Origin of the sequence: Actinomadura latina NBRC 106108 (assembly GCF_001552195.1) — a bacterium.
In the GTDB taxonomy this organism is placed as follows: Bacteria; Actinomycetota; Actinomycetes; order Streptosporangiales; family Streptosporangiaceae; genus Spirillospora; species Spirillospora latina.
On sequence record NZ_BCQS01000035.1, the window covers coordinates 50,450 to 68,144 of the forward strand.

The 17,695-nt window shown below is 72.5% G+C and carries 14 protein-coding genes and 1 pseudogene; 5 read left to right on the plus strand and 10 right to left on the minus strand.

The window, feature by feature from the left end; genetic code table 11:
* The first annotated feature begins 685 nt into the window (after positions 1 to 685).
* The gene (locus AL2_RS31500; RefSeq protein WP_157438490.1) at positions 686 to 1,438 is read left to right on the plus strand and encodes a hypothetical protein; all 753 of its coding nucleotides are present in this window, start codon (positions 686 to 688) and stop codon (positions 1,436 to 1,438) included.
* Here the strand turns inward: AL2_RS31500 and AL2_RS31505 are convergent, their stop codons facing one another.
* From AL2_RS31505 to AL2_RS31535, 8 genes and pseudogenes are all read right to left on the minus strand, one after another.
* Positions 1,439 to 2,317 carry a hypothetical protein gene (locus tag AL2_RS31505; RefSeq protein ID WP_067640117.1) on the minus strand — a complete coding sequence of 293 codons (879 nt, stop codon included), beginning with the start codon at positions 2,315 to 2,317 and terminating at the stop codon, positions 1,439 to 1,441.
* A gap of 28 nt (positions 2,318 to 2,345) precedes the next feature.
* Positions 2,346 to 2,930, minus strand: coding sequence for an HNH endonuclease (locus AL2_RS39525; RefSeq protein WP_245667070.1), 585 nt, complete (start codon positions 2,928 to 2,930; stop codon positions 2,346 to 2,348).
* 76 nt (positions 2,931 to 3,006) lie between these two features.
* Positions 3,007 to 3,408, minus strand: a pseudogene (locus AL2_RS40180) (RRXRR domain-containing protein); the annotation flags it as partial.
* Between the two features lie 374 nt (positions 3,409 to 3,782).
* Positions 3,783 to 5,648 carry a sporulation protein gene (locus AL2_RS31515; RefSeq protein ID WP_067640119.1) on the minus strand — a complete coding sequence of 622 codons (1,866 nt, stop codon included), beginning with the start codon at positions 5,646 to 5,648 and terminating at the stop codon, positions 3,783 to 3,785.
* A 195-nt stretch (positions 5,649 to 5,843) separates the two neighbouring features.
* On the minus strand, positions 5,844 to 7,208 hold the full coding sequence (locus AL2_RS31520) for a M16 family metallopeptidase (protein ID WP_067640121.1): 1,365 nt from the start codon (positions 7,206 to 7,208) through the stop codon (positions 5,844 to 5,846).
* Entirely contained in the window at positions 7,205 to 8,461 is a 1,257-nt protein-coding gene (locus AL2_RS31525; protein WP_067640123.1) for a M16 family metallopeptidase, read from the minus strand. Before AL2_RS31525 ends, AL2_RS31520 begins: the two co-directional genes overlap by 4 nt.
* Positions 8,462 to 8,677: 216 nt before the next feature.
* The gene (locus AL2_RS31530) at positions 8,678 to 9,031 is read right to left on the minus strand and encodes an STAS domain-containing protein (RefSeq protein ID WP_067640125.1); all 354 of its coding nucleotides are present in this window, start codon (positions 9,029 to 9,031) and stop codon (positions 8,678 to 8,680) included.
* 107 nt (positions 9,032 to 9,138) lie between these two features.
* The gene (locus tag AL2_RS31535; RefSeq protein ID WP_157438492.1) at positions 9,139 to 9,759 is read right to left on the minus strand and encodes an ATP-binding protein; all 621 of its coding nucleotides are present in this window, start codon (positions 9,757 to 9,759) and stop codon (positions 9,139 to 9,141) included.
* A 226-nt stretch (positions 9,760 to 9,985) separates the two neighbouring features.
* Between AL2_RS31535 and AL2_RS31540 the strand changes: the two genes are divergently transcribed.
* A complete protein-coding gene (locus AL2_RS31540) occupies positions 9,986 to 10,852 on the plus strand; it encodes a Sco1979 family transcriptional regulator (RefSeq protein WP_174550899.1) in 867 nt (288 codons plus the stop codon).
* A complete protein-coding gene (locus tag AL2_RS31545; protein WP_376741327.1) occupies positions 10,849 to 11,103 on the plus strand; it encodes a DUF397 domain-containing protein in 255 nt (84 codons plus the stop codon). Before AL2_RS31540 ends, AL2_RS31545 begins: the two co-directional genes overlap by 4 nt.
* Positions 11,104 to 11,264: 161 nt before the next feature.
* Here the strand turns inward: AL2_RS31545 and AL2_RS39895 are convergent, their stop codons facing one another.
* Positions 11,265 to 12,950: a serine/threonine protein kinase gene (locus tag AL2_RS39895; RefSeq protein WP_168444707.1), complete on the minus strand. Its 1,686-nt coding sequence runs from the start codon at positions 12,948 to 12,950 to the stop codon at positions 11,265 to 11,267.
* Between the two features lie 174 nt (positions 12,951 to 13,124).
* Here AL2_RS39895 and AL2_RS31555 point away from each other — a divergent pair, with 174 nt between their 5' ends.
* Complete coding sequence (locus AL2_RS31555) at positions 13,125 to 13,760, plus strand: TetR/AcrR family transcriptional regulator (RefSeq protein ID WP_067640129.1); 636 nt, start codon at positions 13,125 to 13,127, stop codon at positions 13,758 to 13,760.
* A gap of 60 nt (positions 13,761 to 13,820) precedes the next feature.
* Here AL2_RS31555 and AL2_RS37790 read toward each other — a convergent pair whose 3' ends face one another.
* Positions 13,821 to 14,003: a hypothetical protein gene (locus AL2_RS37790; protein WP_157438493.1), complete on the minus strand. Its 183-nt coding sequence runs from the start codon at positions 14,001 to 14,003 to the stop codon at positions 13,821 to 13,823.
* Positions 14,004 to 14,311: 308 nt separating this feature from the next.
* On the opposite strand from AL2_RS37790, the gene AL2_RS31560 reads away from it, so the two are divergent.
* Complete coding sequence (locus tag AL2_RS31560; RefSeq protein ID WP_067640131.1) at positions 14,312 to 17,689, plus strand: pyruvate carboxylase; 3,378 nt, start codon at positions 14,312 to 14,314, stop codon at positions 17,687 to 17,689.
* Positions 17,690 to 17,695 lie beyond the last annotated feature (6 nt).

Genomic DNA, 17,695 nt, shown 5'->3' on the forward strand with positions numbered 1-17,695 from the left:
GCCGGCCCCCGGCGGAACGTCGGACGAAACGCCGCTGTGGACGCGCCACGACGCAGCCACACCCACAGACCAGTCACGCCCCACATGGACACCGCCGGAGTCAGAGGGTGCGCAGTCGGCAAGTGCGGCGCCGTCAACTCCTGCGCAGCCGTGGGCGCCGCACGATGCTGCTGCGGGCTCCCCGGCCCCGCCTGAACGGCCTCAATCTGAGCCGCAGTCGTGGGCGCGGCATGACGCATCCTCTAGCTCCGCGGCCTCGCGTTCGTCCACGTCCGGACAGCCCCAACCTGGGCCGGCGTGGTCGGAGGAGCCCGGGGGCGGTTCGGGTGCCTCACCGCATGCGCAGTCGCAAGGCCCCGAGTCGGCCGAGCGATGGTCCGAGGGGGCCTCTTCGTCGCCTGGGGCGTCCTCCTCGGAGTCCTGGACGCCCTACGAGCCCGCAGAGCAGGAGGTCGTGTCTGGGCCGGAATCGGTGTCTTGGGCGCCGCATGATGCGGGTGCCGTGTCCGGAGAGGGCGAGACCGCTGAGCGGCGGTCGGCGTGGGAGCCGGGCCGCCACGAAGGGCCGGCGGCTTCCTCAGAAGAGCAGGCGAGTGTTCCGCCACTGTCCGCCGGGCGCGAGGCCGCGGTCGGGCAGGACGAGCCGTTCTTGCCGCGGAAGGGGTTGGCGGCGAAGCCTCCCGGCGTGACCGTGCCGGACGTCGCGGTGGCGCGACCTCGGCCCATGGCGGATCCTGGGCGGCGCCGGGCCATGGCGGACGCGTTCGTGGGCGAGTTCGTCGGCGGCGCGACGTGGCGGGCGATGCTCGCGGTGCTGGAGAGCGCGTTCCCCGGAATGGGGATCGCCTCGGCGCTGTCGCGGCGGAGCGATGTGGCGATGGACGCGCTCGACCGGAAGGCGGCGGCGAAGCTCGGCGTGCCCGTGTGGCTGGACGATGCCGGGATGGTGTTCGACCTCAGCGCGCACCTGGGCGTCCGCACCCTGCGGGCGCGGGGGCGGACGGTTCCGCCGCGCGCGTCCAGGCCCTACGCGGGGGCCTTCGTCATCGACACCCTGGATCCGCTGCGGTACCACCGGGCGGTGGGCGGGCCGCGGGCACCGCGGGACCTGCCGGGGGAGGGCGGGCTGCGGGTGCCGTCCGGGGCGGAGGACGACGACAGCGGGGTCGTGATCGTCGCGAACCTCACGGAGGCGGGCGTGCGGGTCCTGGACTCGGCGGCGCTGTGGCGGTACGCGGGCCGGGTCGTCACCGGGACGCTGCGCGAACCCGAGCGGGCCCGGGTGCGGCGAGCGCTGTGGGCGCTGCGAAGGGTCGTGATCGTCGATCCGGAGCTCCGGCTCGGCCTGTGCCTGCAGATCGACGCGTCGCGGGTCCCCCGGTGCCTGCTGGCGTTCGGGGTGGCCGAGGACGGTACGGCCCGGTTCGTCCGGCCGTGATCAGTCGTCGGAGCGCAGCCAGGACAGGTCGCGCTGCCGGTCGGCGGGCAGGTCGCGGATGTGGTCCACGAGCTGCCACGGTTCCGGCGGTGTGCTCTCGTCGTCCGGGAGCACACCGCACAGGAGCGCGCTCTGCGTGCTGACCGCGACGAACGGGCCGAACTGGGCGATGCCGCCGCCGCGCAGCGACGCCAGTTCGGTGAGCAGCGCGTTGACGGCTGACCCGTCCTGCGGGTCGTAGAGGCCGCGGACGTAGGAGAACAGGTCCTCGGCGAGGACGTCGGGGCGCCGCCCGGACATGTGGTAGACGGTGCCCCAGTAGGTGCCGGTCGCCTGCGCGGAACGCTGGTCGCGGATGCGCACGCGCAGCCCGCACTCGGTGGCGCACTTCTCGTAGGCCTCGGCGAGCAGCGCCTCGTCCTCGCCTTCCTCGCTGAGCAGGACGCCGGTGACGACGCCCTCCTCGCGGTCCAGCCGGTCGAGCATCTCGCGGTGCAGTTCCAGGACGTCCTGCTCCACCGCGTCCAGGGAGCGGGCCAGGGCGCGCTGGGCGTCGCGGTCGAGGTCGACGCCGGCCAGCTCCTCGGAGATGTCGCCGAACTGCTTCTCCAGCCGCTCCACCCGCCCGGTGACGGAGTCCAGCCTTTCGAGGACCTCGGAAGACGGCTGCTCGGGCTGGGGCGGGATGGGGATGCCGGCCGGTTCGGTGGCGTTGTCCACCACCGTCTTGAGCTCGTGGTGATCGTCGGCGAGGTCGTCCAGCCGCCTCTGCAGCCGGCGCAGGTCCGCCTGGGCGCGGGGGAGCCGTTTGTCGGAGGCCAGGTAGAGCTCCCGTCCGGCGATCGCGAGGCAGAGCAGAACCAGGATCACGGTGGTCATCGGGTTCCTCTCGTAGATGCCCCCTGCTTCAGCGGGGGGAGAGAACGAAAGCGCGGGAGGGCCCCAGCGGTGCTCTGACCTGCCGGGCCGCAGCACTGATCACGGCCCCTCGGGTTTGGTGGTGTAGGCGTAGCCGTCGAGAGGTCTTGACGGCCCCTGCGGGGGTGGTGACGGTGTGGCTGCCGCTGGAACGGACCGCGACACGCCCGGTGTGGGTTCCGGCCCACCGGCCGGTCGGGACCGTGGCATGGACCAGGTCGCCGGTGGCGAACCCGAAGAACCGCTTCGCGCGCGGCAGGCGGAGACGGGGGAAGCCGTACCGGTCGGTGCGGGTGCGAGCGTAGGTACCGCGCTCGGTGGCTGCGGCGATGAGGACGGTGTGCGGAATGCGGTCGATGGTGTTCATGTGGCCGAGGAACTCCTCCACGGGCCGGTTGCATTTGGCCTGGTTGCAGGGGATGCACGCGGTGCACAGGTTGCTGACCCGGTTGGAGCCGCCCCTGGAGCGGGGGCGGATGTGATCGATGTTGAGTGGCACGCCAGTGGCGCCGCAGTACGCGCAGGCGCGTATCCACTTGGCAAGGAGGTATTCGCGCACCTCGGTGCCGTGCAACCGCAGAGACGGTGCGAGCCAGCCGCTGGGTTTGGTGCGGTTGCAGCAGCGGGGGGGCGCGGTAGCGCAGGTTCCGCGACCTGCGGCCCCTGCGGTAGGCGGCGCGCATGGACATCTTGTCTCGGATGCTGCCGCCCCGGTGGGCCAGGTCGATGCCGTACAGGCCCCGGCGGTTCCCGCCGATGTCGGTGAAGACGGTGATGCCGGTGTGCTTGGAGCCGGGGTCGATGCCCAGTTCGACACCGTCCACCTGTGACTCGGCGATGGTGCGGTCCTTGAGCCGGATCACGAACGGGGTGTGCCGGGCGACCACGGCCCGGCCTTTCTTGAGCAGCATGCGCGCCCGGGCGGGCGTGGTCGGCTGCAACGGTGCACCGTGCTTGTCCACGACGAACACGGCGGGGTGGCCCTCACAGACCTTCTCCCCGGCCGCAGGGCCGGGGGTGACGCGCTCGGCGCCAGGTGAAGTGCCGAGCATCTCCCCTCGCACATGTACCGCGCCGGGTGCCTGACGGCGTTCGAGTCCCGTTTCGTCCCCGACCCGGGGGGTGTCTGCTGACCCGAATTCGAGAGCGGGCTGCTGAGGAAGCACAACCCGGTCGGTCTTCGGCCCTACGCGGTACGTAGCCAACTTCGTTCACCTCCAATGTGGTGTCGGCTGGTGCTGGTAACGGTGGCCCCCAGCCAGCGGATGAAAGCCCCCTCCGTCAGAAGGGGGATCCCATTACGTGACTCCTCGGGAAGCGGGCTGCGCTCTCGACGATAACCAGCCGTGGCCGAATTGGACGAGGACGCGGCGCATCTCGTCCGAATGGTCCCGCATTTCCCGTCGTCGGGGCGGGCGCTGGGCGGTCAGCCGAAGAGCCCGCCCAGCAGGCCGCCGAGTACCTCGGCCGCGCCACCGGCGATGTCCCCGGCCACGTCGCCCGCGATGCCCCCGGCAATGCCGCCCGCCGCGTCCGCGACCATGCCGCCCGCGACGTTCCCGGCGTAGCCGGCGACGGCGTTGCCGAACGCGTCCACCGGGGCGCCCGCGACGTAACCCGCCACGTTCGCGGCCTGGCCCACCGCGTCGCCCATGGCGCCGATCGCCATGCCGCCCGCGACACCGGCCGCCGCGGCGCCGCCGATCAGACCGGCGCCGCCGATCAGACCGGCCGCGGCGACGCCGTGGTGGCCGCGATGCCCGTGGTAGCCGGGCGAGCCGTGATGGACGTGCACCGGCGGGTAGCCCGCGGGCCCGGGCGGAGCGGGCGGCGGCCCGGCATGACCCGGCACCGGCGGATAGGGGCCACCGGGCGCTGGAGGAGGCGGGGCGCCGTAGGGGACCTGGCCGGGGGCGGGCGGCGGGGTGTTGTACCCGGGTGCGGACGTGCCAGGGGGCCCCGGCGGTGCCGGCGGCGGCACGCTGCCATGCGGAACGTGTCCCGGCGCGGGCGGCGGAGTGTTGTGCCCGATGGGCGCGAAGGCTCCACCGGGCCCTGGAGGTGGTGGAGCGCCCTGCGGGAAATGCCCGGGTGATGGACTGCCATGGCCTGGGATGGGTGTTGAACCGGGCGGCGGAGGCGGCGGGGTGCCGTGCAGGCCCGGCGCGGGCGGTGGTGCGGCGCCGTGCGGAGCCTGGCCGGGCATGGGTGGTCCGCCCGCGGACGGAGGCGGCAGAGCGCCGTTCGGCAGATATGCGGGTGGCGTGGCGCCGTGCCCGAGGCCGGGCATGGGCGCGTGCCCGGGCGGGGTGCCCGGGGGCGGCGGGGGGAAGGTGCCGGGGCCGCCCGGGTAGCCGAGGCCCGGGTCCGCCGAGTAGGCGGGGCTCGGCGCCTCGCCGGGGCCGGGAGCCGGGGGCGGGAACTGGACATTGCCCGGCTGCCCGTAGGACGCCGGGGAATCGCCCGGCGACGGCGGCGGGGGAGGGAACGGCGCGGCGCCGCCGGGCGGCGGGAGCGGCGCCCGGCCCTGCCCGGCGGACGAGCGGGGCAGCGCGGCGGCGGCCTCCAGCCATTCGCCGATCTTGGTGTTCCAGTCGGTCTCGGCGGCCTCGGCGTGCGGGACCTGGAACACGCCGAACGACTCGTCCCGCGGGGTGTCGCGGTCCTCGGCGCGCAGGACGAAGGCCATGGCGCGGGGGCTGGCGACGAAGCTCAGCCCGATCTTCTCGATCCGCCCCTGGTACGCCGCCGGCGGGTTGAGGTGGATCTCCTGGTGGAACGGCAGCTGCTGGGCGATGCCGCGCAGCTTCGACTCCTCGAACGTCACGTTCGCGACCTGGAAGCCGAGCTGGGCGATCGAGGCGAGCACCCACTGCTGCGACTCCAGCGGCTCGACCGAGATCGGGTCGATGTCGCCGGGATCGGGCTGCCCGGCGGCGTCGACCTCGGTGCACATCCCGATCGTGAAGCCGGGCAGCTCGTGGCCGAGGACCGTCGTGAACGGCAGCTCGTACGGCAGCGGGATGGAGAACGAGAGGTCGCGCTGCTGCGCGGCGTCCAGCCGGAAACCGCGGGTCAGGGCACCCCGGTAGACCTCCGGGCCGGCGGTCTCGCCGCCGTGGCCGTTCTGCATGCGCGGCATCAGCGCCAGCGTCACGTGCCTGATCTCGACCGGCCCGGAGCCGCCGCGCAGATGCACCTTGCCCGCCACGACGCCACCGGGCTTGCAGTTCGGCTCCGCCAGGATCGTGTCGACGGACGGCCCGCCGCCCGCCATCTGCCCGTAGGACACCGGCTGTTCCCCTCTCCCGACCGCGAGGACGTCCTCCCCGCGCTCCTCAGCCCGCGCGCCTTGGGCCACGCAAGTTAGACCTACTTCACCATGACATCGGTTCACACCCGAAGCGGAAACCTCGACCTATTTCCTCCGCCTCCCGACAAGCCGCCTTCCATCCAGTGGCCTGAGGTGAGGGTGGGGTGGGGTGGGTCAGTCTTCCTTGGGGGTGACGGTGACGGTCGCGTAGCCGAGGTTTTCCAGGGGTTCGCGGATTTGGGCGGCGTCGCCGACGGCTATGACGGTCAGGGCTTCCGGGTCGACGTGCTTGCGGTAGGCGCGGGCCACGCCGTCGGGAGTGGAGGCGCGGACGGCGGCCAGGTAGGCGCTCGGGTAACCGGTGCCCAGGCCGTTCGCGGAGGCGTCGGCCAGTTCGGCGGCGACGGCGCGGGCCGTCTCGTATTCGGCGGGCGCGCGGTCGGCGAGGGCGCGGACGGACAGGCCGTGCTCCTCCGGGTCGATGCCGCGGGAGACGACGCCGCGCAGTTCGGTCAGCGCGTCGGCGACCGCGTCGGCGGTGACCTCGGTGTGGACGGAGCCCTGGGCGATGAAGACGCCGCAGTGCCGCATGCGCAGCAGGCCCGCCCGCATGCCGTAGGTGTAGCCCTTCTCCTCGCGCAGCACCGCGTTCAGGCGGGACGTGAGACCGCCGCCGAGCACGTGCGCCGCGACCGTCAGGGACGGCCAGTCATGGTGCGAGCGGTCGGGGACGCCGTGCCCGAAGCTGAGGTAGGTCTGGACGGAACCGGGCCGGTCGACGACGACGATGCGGGCCGCCGACTCGGGCAGGACGCGGTCGGGGGTGGAGAGCGGCTCGCCGGTGGCCGCCCAGGACTCCAGGGCCGCCGAGAGGGCCGTGTCGGCGTCCGTGCCGGAGAGATCGCCGGCGACCACGGCGGTGGCCTCGGCGGGGACGACGGAGCCGTAGAAGGCGCGGACGTCGGAGCCCTCCAGCGCGCCGACCGAGGAGCGGCTCCCTCCCGTCGGGCGGGACGCGCGGGCCTCGGCCGGGAACATCACCGCGCGCAGCTCGCGCATGGCGCGCGAGCCCGGGTCGGCGTCCTCCTGGGCGATCTCCTCCAGGCGCTCGCGGACGAGGCGCCGGACGTCCGCGTCGTCCAGGGCGGGGCGGCGGACGACCCCGGAGAACAGTTCGAGGGCGGCCCCGAGGCGGGAGGTGGGGACGTCCAGGGCGACGCGGAGGGCGGTCAGGTCGGCGTGGGCGTAGAAGCTGGCGCCCAGGCGTTCGAACGCGGCGGTGAGCGCGGTGCCGCCGCCCGGCTCGGTGCCCTCCATCAGGGCGTGCGCGGCGAGGGTCGCGACGCCGTCGAGGCCGGCGGGCTCGCGGCCCGCCCCGGCGTTCAGCACGAGCCGGACGGCGGCGAGCCGGCGGCCGGGCAGGTCGCAGCGGATCGTCGCCGGGCCGGCCGGGACGCGGCCCTCGGTGCCGGCCGGGAACGCCCAGGCCGGGACGGGCCCGGGGACGGGACGGGGCTGCAGTGCCAGGCCGCTGCTCACGAGGTGCCTCCGTAGGTCAGGGCGGTGCGGGCGCCCGGGGCGAGCCAGCGCCCCGCCATCTGCTTGATCGCGTCCCCGGTGACGGCGGCGGCGCGCCCGGGGGCGGTGAAGACCCGGGCCGGGTCGTCGAACTGGGTGGCGTTCTGCGACAGCGCGTTGGCCAGGCCGGTCACCGTCTCGGTCTGCTCCAGGAAGCCGCGCTCGGCCTGCGCGGTGGCGCGCGCGGTCTCGTCGGCGTCGGGCCCGTGCGCGGCGAACCGTTCGAGCTCCTCGTCCAGCACGGCGGCGATCTTGTCGGGTTCCGGCCCGATGGCGTCGACGATCGCCAGGGACTGGCCCGAGGCGAGCCGCGTCACGCCGGCCCAGACCTCGGTGGCGATCTGGTCGCGCCGCACCATCCGGTCGTAGAGGCGGGAGCCGGAGCCGCCGCCGAGGATCTCGACCGCCATCTCGGCGGCCTCGACGTCGTCGCCGCCGTCGGTGGGCAGCGTGAACATCGCGAAGTAGGCGGGGGACGGGACGTCCTCGGTCAGCGCCTCCTCGCGGACGCCGGTCAGCGGCCCCAGCTCGCCGGGACGCGCGGCGGGCTTCTCCGGCCCGGCGGGCAGGCCGCCGAAGTAGCGCTCGACCGCCTCGATGGTCGCGGCCGGGTCGACGTCGCCGACGACCGACAGGACGGCGTTGCCGGGCGCGTACCAGGTGGCGAAGAAGTCGGTGCAGTCTTCGAGGGTGGTGGCGTCCAGGTCCTCCATGGAGCCGATCGGGGTGTGCGCGTACGGGTGACCCTCGGGGAACGTCAGCGCGCACAGCCGCTCGAAGGCCGTCCCGTAGGGCTGGTTGTCGTAGCGCTGGCGGCGCTCGTTCTTCACGACGTCGCGCTGGTTGTCGAGGTTGGCCTGGGTGAGCGCGGCGGGCAGCGTGCCCATCCGGTCGGCCTCCAGCCACAGGGCGAGCTCCAGGTGGCTGACCGGGACCGTCTCGTAGTAGTTCGTGCGCTCGAACGACGTGCTGGCGTTGAACGCGGCGCCGGCGCTCTCCAGCAGCGCGGCGTGCTCGCCTTCCGCGACGTTCTCGGAGCCCTGGAACATCAGGTGCTCGAAGAGGTGGGCGAGGCCGGTCCGGCCGGACCGCTCGTGCCGTGAGCCCACCCCGTACCAGATGTTCACGGCGGCCAGTGGTACGACGTGGTCCTCGCAGACCACGACGCGCAGGCCATTGCCGAGCGTGTGCTCATGCAGCGGCTGTTCTGCCACGGAGCGCTCCCGTCCGTTCGATGGGTCGGCTGGCGGACAGCACCGCGCGCGTCGACGGGACGTGCCCGGGCGGCGGGCTTGATCTCGGTCTCACCGTACCGGGTACGTCCGGCCGGGGGCGCGTCCACGCCAACCTGTGGATAACCCGGCGGACAAAGAGGTACACGCGCGGGCAAAAAGGAACGGAAACCCGGGGTTGAAAGCCGGGGCGCCGCGTCAGGGCGCGGCGGCCTCGTGCGCCGCGATCGCGTCCTCCAGCGACCGGTGCAGGACGAAGATCTTGGTGAGCTGGGTGACGTGGAAGACCCGCCGCACCCGGTCGTTCACGCCCATGAAGGACATCGAGCCGTCGCGCGCGCGGAGCCGGTGGTAGATCCCGACCAGGACGCCGAGGCCCGTGGAGTCCAGGAACGTCACCTCGCCGAGGTCGATCACGAGTTGCGTGCCGCCGTTGTCGATGATGTCGAGGAGCGCCTCCCGCAGCCGGGGGCTGGTGAAGACGTCGATCTCACCGCTGATCTTGACGACCGTGAGGCCCTGCTCGACGCGATGGTCGACGGCGAAGTCCACCGGTGCTCCTCTCGTCATCGTCGGGCCCGATCCACGGTGCCCGCCGGGGGAAATGAATAGTTACCCCTGTCGCGCGCCGTTACGCCCTTTGGTCAAGCGCACCCCGTTCAAGGGGAACGGAACAGTGCCCACACCACCTTGCCGTGGTGCAGTGCCCGCCACCCCCACCGGACGCTGAACGACTCCACGAGGTGGAGGCCGCGTCCCGTCTCGGCGATGTAGTCGGGTTCCTTGCGACGCGGCGCGGTCCGGCTGGCGTCCATGATTCCGCAGAGCAGCCACGGGGCCTCGTGCCCCAGCCGCAGCCTGATCGCGGACGGCGCGGAGCCCAGCGGGTCGGCCGGGTCGCCGTACACGCCCTCGCGGTGCACGTCGACGCCCGGCCGCCCGCCGGAGTTCACCCTTCCGCTGTGCCGCAGCGCGTTCGTGACGAGTTCGGAGACGACGAGGCCGACGTCGTCGGCGAGTTCGGCGAGATTCCATTCGGTGAGCCGGGAGACGGCGAAGTGCCGGGCCGCGGTGACCGATTCCGGATCGGGCGCGACGGTGAACGACACCGTGGATCCGCGCAGCTCCGTCAGCGCCGTGACGGCCGTGTCCAGCCGCGGCGGCAGGTCGACCGACTCCGGGACGGGCGTGGAGCGCCCAGCGTGGTCCCGTGGGTCTGCCGGCCCCGCGACAGGGCCGAGCTCCCACCGCGTGTCGTCGTGCGCGTGGCGTGACGTCATTCCACCGGACCCCGCAGAGTGTTCTCGTTGTGCAGCCGTGGCTCGGAAGTCTCGTGCGTTATCCTGCGCATCGTAGCGTGCGAATGCAAGGCCCAATGCACGTGCATCCGCGTTGCGAGGGTGTGGGGGCAACGCGGATCGCACCCGTGTGAACGGAGGTAACCGCAGGACACTCATGCCAGTGGCACACTAGGTTCGCTGTCCGCCGAATAGCCGGAGGTTGGGCGTGACTCCAGAGACGCCGGGAAGCGGGTCGACGGTCCGTCGGATCCTGCTCGGGTCCCAGCTGCGCCGTCTGCGCGAGCAGAAGGGCGTGACCCGTCAGGACGCCGGCTACGTCATCCGTGCGTCGGAGTCGAAGATCAGCCGTCTGGAGCTCGGACGGGTCAGCTTCAAAGAACGCGACGTGGACGACCTGCTCACGTTGTACGGCGTCAGCGACAAGACGGAACGCGAGGCGCTGCTGCAGCTGGCGCGGGAGGCCAACACTCCCGGTTGGTGGCACCGGTACAACGACGTGCTGCCCGGCTGGTTCCAGACCTATGTGGGCCTGGAGGAGTCGGCGGCGCTGATCCGCACGTACGAACTGCAGTTCGTCCCGGGACTGCTGCAGTCGGAGGGGTACGCGCGAGCGGTGATCCGCCTCGGCAACGCCGGAGCCGCCGAACACGAGATCGACCAGCGCGTGGAACTGCGCATGCAGCGCCAGGAACGCCTCACGGGCCCGGAGGCGCCGCGGCTGTGGGCCGTGGTGGACGAGGGGGCGCTCAAGCGTCCCATCGGCGGTCCGGAGGTGATGCGGGGCCAGTTCGAGCACCTCATCGAGATGTCCAAGCTGCCCAACGTCACCATCCAGATCATGCCGTTCAGGTTCGGCGGCCACGCCGCCGAAGGTGGGGCCTTCACCATCCTGCGCTTTCCCGAGCAGGACCTGCCGGACGTGGTTTACGTCGAGAACCTCACCGGCGCTATGTACCTGGACAAGCGCGACGACGTCGACACCTATCTGCAGGCGATGGAACGCCTGTGCGTCGACAGCGCGACCCCGGAGCGCACCGTCGAGCTTCTTGGTGATCTTCTCAGAGAGACATGATGCTCCAATCCGATTACGACAACGGGACACCGGCCGCCAAGCTCCAAGGGGCGCGATGGCTGAAGTCCCGGCGAAGCAACTCCCAGGGGAACTGTGTGGAAATCGCCGAACTGCCCGGTGGGCAGGTGGCGATGCGGAACTCCCGTCATCCCGACGGTCCCGCTCTCATCTACACCCGCCCCGAGATAGAGGCGCTGATCCTTGGAGCCAAGGACGGCGACTTCGACCATCTCATCGCCTCCCGTAACTGAACCAGCAAGAAAGCCGCCAGAACAGTCGAAAAGCGGCGGGTCGGCTCCCGAAGCACCGAGCGTCGACCCGACCGCCCACAAGATCAGAGGCCACCCGGGCGCGAGGGTGGCCTTCTCCATTTCCCGCCGGGTTCCCGGGCGGGGGTCAGCCGCAGTTGCCGTCAGCCGCAGTTGCCGTAGGGCGCGCTGCGGCCGTTGCCGCCGAACCGGACGCACGTCCCGGGGGCCTTCACGTAGACCGGCCCCGCGTACCAGGCGAACGAGCCGCTGTCGGCGATGGAGCCGCCGCCCTGCTTCTGGATCCACGTCGAGACCGGTGACGCCTTGCCGACGTTCTTGGTCTTGATGGTGACGGCGCAGTTGTAGGTGGAACTGCTGTAGAGCAGGTACGCGACGCCGCCGGAAACGTTCAGCGACCGCTGCACGTAGTAGCCGCCCCCATGGCCGCCGCTGTTGCACACCTGCTGCGGCGTGTACTTGTTGGCAGGCTCCTGGACGGGTGTGGAGCCTCCGCCTCCACCGCCGCTTGTCCCCTGCGTGGGTTTCGACTCGCCCGGCTGTTGCGGTGACCCCGGCTTCTGGGACGCGCCAGGGGACGCGGGCGCCCCGCTCTTGCTGCTCTGCGGCCGCCCGGGCCTGCTCTTGGCCGGGTTCTTCGCGGCGCTGCCCGCGCCGTCAGCCGTCCCGGCGTTGCCCTGGGCGCCCTGGTTCTGGTCGGAGGCCGAGACCTGCTGGTCCCCGCCCTTGCCGTCGCCGCCCCTCGTCGCCGCCCAGGCCGCGCCGCCCGCGATGACGACCGCGACCGCGGCCGCCGCCGCGATGGGCACGAGGAGGCGCCCGCGCTTCCTGCCGCCCGGCCCCGGCCCCTGGCCCTGGCCCTGGCCCAGGACCTGCGGTGGGCCGGGCGGGACTGGTGGGAGAGGCGGGACGGGCGGAGGCGGCGTCGTCCCGCCGAAGGGCGGCGGTTGCGGAGCCGTCCTGGACCGGATGTCGGACGGCAGGGTGCCGCTGGCCGCGCCGACCAGGCGCTCCTGGGCCTCGCGCGCCGCCGGGCGCTGCGCCGGCTCCTTGGACAGGCACGCCAGGACCAGCCCGCGCATCGGTTCGGGCAGGTCGCCGAGGTCGGGCTCACCGGTCAGGATCCGGTGCATGACCATGGCCATCTCGTCGTTGCCGAACGCGGGACGTCCCGTCGCGGCGAACACCATCGTCGTGCCCCAGGCGAACATGTCGGACGCGGCGCCGACCTCGCCGCCGGTGAAGTGCTCGGGCGACATGTAGGCGGGCGTGCCGACGTTCTGCGTCTCGCCCGCCGCGCCCAGCGCGCGCGCCACGCCGAAGTCGATGACGCGTGGCCCGTCCGGGCCCATGACCACGTTGTGGGGCTTGAAGTCGCGGTGGACGATCCCCGCCTGGTGGATCGCGGTGAGCGCCGTCAGCGTGCTGATCGCGAGCCGTTCCAGTGCGCCGCCCGTACGCGGGCCTTCCGTCCGCACGACGTGGTGCAGGGACATGCCTGGCACGTACTCACTGACGATGTAGGGCTGGTCGCCCGCGACGTCCGCGTCGAGCACCTGCGCGGTGCAGAACCGGGCGACGCGCTTGGCGACCTCCAGTTCGCGGACGAAGCGCGCGCGGGCGGAGTCGTCGCCGGTGAGCCCGCCGTGCAGCAGCTTGATCGCGACGTGGTCGGCGATGGGCACGGTGCCCGTCCCGCCGGCCCTCCGGCCCAGGAAGACCGCGCCCTGCCCGCCCTCTCCTAGGCGGCCCAGGATTTCGTATCCGCCCAGCTCGGTCGGGTCCCCCGACCGCAGTGGAAGGGCGTCGGGCATCGTCCTGTCCGTCACACCACTCGCTCCCCGTCGCCTCCGGCCCGTCGCCCGGCCGTTCGGCAAGCCTACGGGTACGGAAAAGGTAGGTCCTCCGCACATTAGTTGATCTCCGGGCCCGCGGGCGCCGCGTCCGCTGGCGGCCGGCACCGAAAAGGACTAGGGTCCGGTTGACTTGATCGGGAGGCGTTCATGGACCGCGGAGCCGCGGGCGGGCGGCGCGTCGACCTCGAACTGATGCGGACGCCGCCGCCCAAAGAACGCGCCGACGCCGCGCGCAACCGCGTGAAGGTGCTGGACGCGGCCGCGGAACTCTTCGCCCGGCACGGGGTCGAGTCGGTCTCGATGGACGCCGTCGCCGCCGCGGCCGGCGTCGGCAAGGGGACCCTCTTCCGCCGGTTCGGCGACAAGGCGGGCCTGGCCGCGGCCCTTCTGAACCAGCGTGAACGCGATCTGCAGGACCAGATCCTCTCCGGCCCCTCCCCGCTAGGCCCAGGCAAGAGGGACGCGACGGCTTCGCCGTCCGACCGTATGCATGCCTTCGCCGACGCCTACCTCGATTACGTGCTGGACCATCTCGCCCTAGTGCGCATGTCGGAGACCGCCTCACCAGGAGCGCGGTACCGCATAGGCGCCTACGGGTTCTGGCATCGGCACCTGATGATCCTTCTCGACCAGATGGGCGAGGCCGTCCCGGACGGCGAGGCCGCGGCGCACGCGCTGCTGGCCGTTCTCGGCGCCGAGCACCTCACCGCGATGGTCGAGAGGGTGGGGAGGGAACGCGCGCGCGCCGCCGTCCACGCGCTCTTCAACGCGGCCGCCGGCTAGACACCCCCGGAGACGCCGAAGCCCCCGTGCGCCGTGCACGGGGGCCTGGCAGAGCGTGGGTCAGGCCGGGTCGGGCGTCCGCCGCTCTGGGCGGGAGTCCTCCCGGCCGTCCACCTTGCCCGGTGGACCCTCCAGGGCGTGGTTGCGTTCCAGCTGGGCCGCCACCGCGAGGGCGCGCAGCGACGTCGTCTTCACATGTTTTCTTCCATTGGCGGGACGGGTGCGGGGGATGCTGCTCGGCACGGTTCGCCTCCAGGGTTCGTGGACGGGTGCTACCCGGATCACCGGTGTTCGCACGGTAGTTGCAACCGCAAGATCCATCTCGCTATTCCGAGTGATCGGCGCTTTTTTTCACGTCCGCTTCCGGCCGTGCCGCCGGGGCCCGCCCGAACCCTCAGGTAACCCCATGTCGCAGGAACAATCGTGTGTTTTTCCCTCTAAGTGCTATCTGTCACTTTGTTCACATGTTGCGCACGCTCTGCGAAGCTGCCTCGAACGCTCAACTGGGTAGGTACCGCAACGCGCCCGAGCCGTCTCCTGGGAGAGATCCGTTGATCAGAAAGCTGCTCGTCGCCAACCGGGGCGAGATCGCCGTGCGCGCCTTCCGCGCGGCCTACGAACTCGGCATCGCCAGCGTCGCCGTCTACGCGCACGAGGACCGGCTGTCCCTGCACCGGCAGAAGGCGGACGAGGCGTACGAGATCGGCGAGCACGGCCACCCCGTCCGCGCCTACCTGGACGTGGCCGGCATCGTGGAGACCGCGCGGCGGGTCGGCGCCGACGCCGTGTACCCCGGGTACGGGTTCCTGTCGGAGAGCCCCGAGCTGGCGGCGGCGTGCGAGCGCAACGGGATCACGTTCGTCGGCCCGCCCTCCAGCGTGCTGAGCCTGGCCGGCAACAAGATCGAGGCGGTCGCGGCGGCGCGGCGCGCGGGCCTGCCCGTGCTGCGCTCGCGGACCCCGGCCCCCGGGGCGGAGCTGGCGGCGGCGGACGAGGTCGGGTTCCCGCTGTTCGTGAAGGCCGCGGCGGGCGGCGGCGGGCGCGGGCTGCGCCGCGTCGACCACCGCGAGGACCTGGAGGCCGCCGTCGACACGGCGCGCCGCGAGGCCGAGAGCGCGTTCGGCGACCCGACGGTCTTCCTGGAGCAGGCGGTGGACCGTCCCCGCCACATCGAGGTGCAGGTCCTCGCGGACGGCGCCGGGGACGTCGTCCACCTGCGCGAGCGCGATTGCTCGGTGCAGCGCCGCCACCAGAAGGTCGTCGAGATCGCGCCCGCCCCCCGGCTGGACGAGGCCGTCGCGGCACGGCTCTGCGAGGACGCGGTGAAGTTCGCCCGCGAGATCGGCTACGAGAACGCGGGCACCGTCGAGTTCCTCGTGGACGAGCGCGGCGAGCACGTGTTCATCGAGATGAACCCGCGCATCCAGGTGGAGCACACCGTGACCGAGGAGGTCACCGGCGTCGACCTGGTGCAGAGCCAGCTGCGCATCGCGGGCGGCGAGACCCTCGCCGGCCTCGGCATCGCGCAGGAGAACGTGACCGTCGGCGGCTTCGCCGTGCAGTGCCGCATCACGACCGAGGACCCGGCGAACGGCTTCCGCCCCGACACCGGGAAGATCTCCGCGTACCGGTCGCCGGGCGGCGCCGGGGTGCGGCTCGACACCGGCACCGCGTACGGCGGCGCGATCGTGTCCCCGCACTTCGACTCGCTGCTGGTCAAGCTGACCTGCCGGGGCCGGACGTTCGAGGAGGCGGTGCGGCGGGCGCGCCGGGCCGTCGCCGAGTTCCGCATCCGCGGGGTCGCGTCCAACATCCCGTTCCTGCAGGCGCTGCTGGACGAGCCGGACTTCCGCGCGGGCGGCGTCACGACGTCCTACATCGCCGACCACCCCGGGCTGCTGACGGCCCGGTCGAGCGGCGACCGGGCGACGCGGCTCGTCCGCTACCTGGCGGACGTCACGGTCAACAAGCCGCACGGTGACGCCCCGACCGGCCTGGACCCGGCGACGAAGCTGCCTCCGCTCGACCTGGACGGCCCGTTCCCCGAGGGTTCACGCGACCGGCTCCTCGCGGTCGGCGCGCGCGCGTTCGCCGAGCAGCTTCGGAACCAGGGCGCCCTGGCCGTCACCGACACGACGTTCCGGGACGCACACCAGTCCCTCCTTGCGACGCGAGTACGCACCTATGACCTGCTCGCCGCCGCGCCCTACCTCGCCCGGATGACGCCGCAGCTTCTCTCCGTCGAGGCGTGGGGCGGGGCAACGTACGACGTCGCGCTCCGCTTCCTGGGCGAGTCGCCCTGGGACAGGCTGGCCGCGATCCGTGAGGCCGCCCCGAACCTGTGCATCCAGATGCTTCTCCGTGGGCGCAACACCGTCGGATACACGCCGTACCCCGATTCCGTCGCGCGCGCCTTCGTGAAGGAGGCGGCCAGTACGGGCGTCGACATCTTCCGGGTGTTCGACGCACTGAACGACGTGGAACGCATGCGTCCGGCCATCGACGCCGCGCTCCAGACGCACGCCCTAGTCGAAGGGACGCTCTGCTACACGGGCGACCTCTCGTCCCCGGACGAGAAGCTCTACACGCTCGACTACTACCTGCGACTCGCAGAGCAACTCGTCGAGGCGGGCGTCCACATCCTGTGCGTCAAGGACATGGCCGGCCTGCTCCGCGCCCCTGCCGCGCGCACACTCGTCAGGGCCCTGCGCGAGCGCTTCGACCTGCCCGTCCACCTCCACACCCACGACACGGCCGGCGGCCAGATCGGCACCTACATCGCCGCCATCGAAGCCGGTGTCGACGCAGTGGACGGGGCCGCCGCACCCCTCTCGGGCACCACGAGCCAGCCGCCTCTCCAGGCGATCGTGGCCGCGACCGACTTCACCGACCACGCGACCGGCCTCGACCTGGGCGCGCTCACCGCGATGGAGCCGTACTGGGAGGCCGTCCGCAAGCTGTACGCGCCGTTCGAGATGGGGCTCCCGTCGCCGACCGGGCGCGTCTACCGGCACGAGATCCCGGGCGGGCAGCTGTCCAACCTGCGGCAGCAGGCGGTCGCGCTCGGCCTCGGCGACCGCTTCGAGGAGATCGAGCGCCTCTACGCGGCGGCCGATGCGATCCTCGGGCGGCTCGTGAAGGTCACCCCGTCCAGCAAGGTCGTCGGCGACCTGGCGCTGCACCTCGTCGCGGCCGGCGCCGACCCCGGCGACTTCGCCGAGAACCCCGACCGCTACGACATCCCCGACAGCGTCATCGGGTTCCTCAACGGCGAACTGGGCGACCCGCCCGGTGGCTGGCCCGAGCCCTTCCGCACCAAGGCCCTCGCGGGACGCCAGTACACGCCCGCCAGGGCCGAACTGGACGGCGCCGAAGAGAAGGCCCTGGCCGGCCCTGACGTCCGCGACACGCTGGACCGCCTCCTCTTCCCCGGCCCCGCGAAGGACTACCGCGAGGCCCGCGCGGCCTACGGCGACCTCTCCGTCCTGCCCACCGGCCCGTTCCTGTACGGGCTGCGCGCCGGGCACGAGGTCGCGTTCGACCTCGAACCGGGCGTCCGCGTGCTCGCGGGCCTGGAAGCGGTCGGCGACGTCGACGAGGCGGGCGTCCGGCAGGTCATCTGCTCGGTGAACGGCCAGCTGCGCACGCTGTCCGTCCGCGACAAGTCCGTCGTGTCGGACGCGCCGCCGGTCGAGCGCGCCGACCCGTCCGAACCCGGCCACGTCGCCGCCCCGTTCGACGGCTCGGTGACCCTCCGCGTCGCCAAGGGCGCCGAGGTCGCCGCCGGCGATGTCGTGGCCACGATCGAGGCGATGAAGATGGAGGCCGCCATCACCGCCCCGGTGGCCGGCACGGTGGCCCGCCTGGCCGTCCCGGAGGCCACCCCCGTCCAGGCCGGGGATCTGCTCCTGGTCATCCAGGAGGGCTGAGTGCCT